General features: G+C 70.4%; 3 protein-coding genes. All 3 read right to left on the bottom strand.

Annotated elements, in window-relative coordinates; translation table 11 throughout:
* On the bottom strand, window positions 1–1,343 hold a 1,343-nt coding region (locus AC1DOC_RS24205; protein ID WP_478130653.1), incomplete at its 3' end, for an aldehyde dehydrogenase.
* A gap of 13 nt (window positions 1,344–1,356) precedes the next feature.
* On the bottom strand, window positions 1,357–2,151 hold the full coding sequence (locus tag AC1DOC_RS24200) for an aspartate dehydrogenase (protein ID WP_478083379.1): 795 nt from the start codon (window positions 2,149–2,151) through the stop codon (window positions 1,357–1,359).
* Between the two features lie 5 nt (window positions 2,152–2,156).
* Window positions 2,157–3,729 (bottom strand): thiamine pyrophosphate-binding protein (locus tag AC1DOC_RS24195; protein WP_478130652.1); only part of this gene is annotated, 1,573 nt, incomplete at its 5' end.

Genomic DNA, 3,729 nt, shown 5'->3' with positions numbered 1-3,729 from the left:
ACCGAGAACTGCTTGTAGGTGTTGACCCAGACGGTGCCGGCCTGCACTGCGCGGCCGAGCTTCCAGGCGCGCTTGAAGTCGCGGCTCCAGACGCCCGCGGCCAGCGCGTAGACGCTGTCGTTGGCCTGCGCGATCAGCGACTCCTCGTCGTCGAAGGGCATCGCGACCAGTACCGGGCCGAAGATCTCTTCCTGGCTGATGCGCGCGCTGTTGTCCAGGCCCTCGATGATGGTCGGCCGGTAGAAGTAGCCCTTGTCGTAGTCGCCGCCATGGGGCCGCACGCCGCCGGTGCGGATGCGCCCGCCTTCGGACACGCCCAGCTCCACATAGCGCTCGATGCCCTCGCGGTGCCTGGCGGTGATGAGCGGGCCCATCTGCGTGCGCTCCGAAGCCGGGTCGCCCACGCGCAAGGCATTGGCGCCTTCGGCCAGCCGCGTGAGGAACTCGTCATAGATGCCGCGTGCCACAAAGAGGCGCGAGCCGGCGATGCACGATTCGCCCGATGAGCTGAAGATGCCGTAGAGCACGCCGCTCACCGCATGGTCGAGGTCCGCATCGTCGAGCACCATGGTGGGCGACTTGCCGCCCAGCTCCAGCGACACCGGCATCATCTTGTCGGCCGCGATGTGCGCGATGTGCTTGCCGGTGGTGGTGCCGCCCGTGAACGACACGCGCTTGACCAGCGGATGCTTCGTGATCGCATCGCCGATGACCGATCCCTTGCCCGGCAGCACGCTGACGATGCCCTTCGGCACGCCGGCCTGCTCGCAGATGYGCGCGAGCTCCAGCGCCATCAGCGGCGTGACTTCGGCGGGCTTCACGACCACCGCATTGCCGGCCGCCAGCGCGGGCGCGAGCTTCTGCGCTTCGCTCGCGATCGGCGAGTTCCACGGCGTGATCGCCGCGACCACGCCCATGGGCTCGTGCACGCTCATCGTGACGAAGGCGCCGCGCGAGGGGGTGATGGTTTCTTCGAGCGTCTCCAATGCTGCCGCGAAGAACTGGAAGGTGCCCGCGGCGCTGGCCACGAGGTTGCGCGTTTCGTTGATCGGCTTGCCGTTGTCCAGGCGCTGCTTCTGCGCAAGGCTTTCGCTCTCTTCGCGGATCAGCTGCGCCACGCGGTGCAGCACGGCGGCGCGYTCGTGCGGCAGGCGCTGGGCCCAGCCGCTGTTGCGGAACGCGTGGTCGGCACGCGTGATGGCCTCCTCGACATCGGCCAGGCTCGCGGCCCTGAGGCGCGCGATCGGCTCGCCCGTGGCGGGATAGAGGCTCTCGTACACGTCGCCGCCGCCCAGGCGCCATTCGCCGGCAACGCAGATCGGAAGAAGTTCGGAAGAAATCATGGTGGGGAATGGCTCAGATGGCGAGCGCCGCGGCCCGGTTGCGCAGCGCGCGCACCGCGCTGTAGACGGTGAGCGCGGAGGTCTTGGGATTGGCCGCAAGCGGCTTGTTGCGCATGGTCAGCTCGAAGCTGCCGAAGGCGCCCTCGGCCTCGACCGTGTGCACGTTGTCGGCGATGGCCGGGTCGGCAATGAGCCGCACCATCGTCCTGTCGAGCCCCAGCCCCGCGAGCGACACGGTCGCCGCCACGTTGGCGTTCTTGGGATAGAGCTGCGCCGCCTCGCGTGCGCTGCCTTCGAAGATCACGGTTTCCTCGGTCAAGCGGTCGAGGTCGCGGCCCTGCTCGGCCGGCGTGCCCTTCCAGGCCTGCGGGGGCTTGCGGCCCGTGTAGCGCACGCTGCCGAGCCCGCCGATGCGGGCGGCGGCCAGTGCATCGATGGCGCCGATGGCGCCCGCGATCAGCTGCACCTGCGTGCGGCCGGAAGTGGCGGCGGCTTCGAGCCGTTCGGCAAGGCCCGCGGCCGACAGCGCGCCCACCGAGGCGACGATGCACGGCGTGCCGCGCGCGAGTGCCGGCAGCACATGCTCCTCGATGGCCGCATGGCCGGCCGTCTCGACCACGAGGTCGATGCCCGTGGCCGGCACGCGGCTTGCAACCGGCACGCCGGGCACCAGCTTCTGCGCGGCGGCCACGCCTTCTTCAGGCACGACGATGGCCGCCACCGCCAGGGCCGTGTCGCCCTTCAGCAGTTCGAGCACCGAGGTGCCGATGGCACCGCAGCCGATGAGTGCAACGCGCAGCGCGGTCATGCCCGTCACTCCACCGACGTAGCCGCAGCCTTGCCGAGCGCCGGGATCTGCGTCACGGTGTTGGTCGGCGGGCCGGCGAAGGCGCTCTTGAATTCGCCGATCGACAGCATGTCGATCTCGAGCAGGAACGGGCCCTTCTTGGCCAGCGCCTCGCCGAGCTTTGCCTTCAGCTCGTCGATGCGCTGCACGCGCGCATGCGGCAGCGCCAGCGAGGCGCACAGCATCGCGTMGTCGGGTGTGTGCAGGTCGGCATAGCAGCGGCGGCCGCCGTATTGCGCGTCCTGGATGTTCTTGATGACGCCGTAGCCCTTGTCGTTCATGAGCACGATGACCATGTCGGCCTGCTCCTGCACCGCGGTGGCAAGCTCGCCGAGGTTCAGGATGAAGCCGCCGTCGCCGGCCAGGCAGAAGGTCTTGCGGCCCGAGCCCGTCTCGGCCGCGCCAATGGCCGCGCCAATGGCCATCGGCATGCCCTGCCCGATGCCGCCGCCCGTGGCATGCACGCCCGCGCTGGGTTCGAAGACGCGCAGCTCGCGGTTGCCCCAGGTGCTGTTCGACACCGTGACGTCGCGCACCCAGTTGAAGCTGCGGCCGGCTGCGGCCTGCAGTTCCTTCACGAGCGCGGCATAGGGGCCGAGGCCGTCGGTCAACGAGGCCACGGCCTGTTCGTGCGCGGCGCGCAGGTCGGCGAGCAGTTCGGGGTCGGCCTTGTACTTCGCGGCCTCGAGGCGGTCGGCCAGGCCTTCGAGCGCCATCGCGGAATCGCCGCAGACGAACAGGTCGGTGGCGTAGCCGCGGCCTTCGGCGGCGGCGTCGGCATCGATGCGCAGCAGCGGGCGCGGCAGCTTCAATTCGTACTTGAGCGTTTCATTGCCGCGCAGCCGCGAGCCGACGACCAGCATTGCGTCGCAGCGCTGGTACAGCGCCTCGACCGGCTTGTGGATGTTGTAGGAGCCGAGCGAACCCGCGTCGTCCTCGGGCACCGTGCCGCGGCCCTGCGTGGTCGTGACCACGCCGAAGCCGAGCTTCTGCAGCCGGCGGATGGCAGCGCCCGCATGGCGCGCGCCGCCGCCGACCCACAGCATCGGGCGCCTGGCGGCTGCAAGGCGAGCGGCCAGCGCGTCGAGCGAGGCCGCGGAAGGCACGGGCCGCTCGATGGGCAGCGGCGACAGGTCGGCCGGCATGGTCGTGAGCGCCGACTGGATGTCGATCGGGATCTCCACGCTCACCGGGCCGGTCGGCGCCGTCAACGCAAGCTGCACCGCGCGCTTGAGCGTGCCGAGCACCGTCTCCACGCTGCGCACGCGCAGGGCCGCCTTCGACACCGCCTTGAGCATGGTCAGCTGGTCGGGCGCCTCGTGGATGTACGACATGCCCTTGTCGAGATACGGCGTCTCGATCTGCCCCGTGATGTGCAAGAGCGGCGCACCGGCCGTCAGCGCCTCGACCATGCTGCCCGCGATGTTGCCGGCCGCCGGGCCCGTGCTGGTGAGGCACACGCCCAGGCTGGCCGTGGAGCGCGCATAGGCGTCGGCCATGTTGCCGGCCCCGGCCTCGCCGCGCGCGGGCACGAAGCGG

The organism is Variovorax sp. 01T439_2, assembly GCF_056398445.1.
This window is presented reverse-complemented; position numbering and strand designations above follow the sequence as displayed.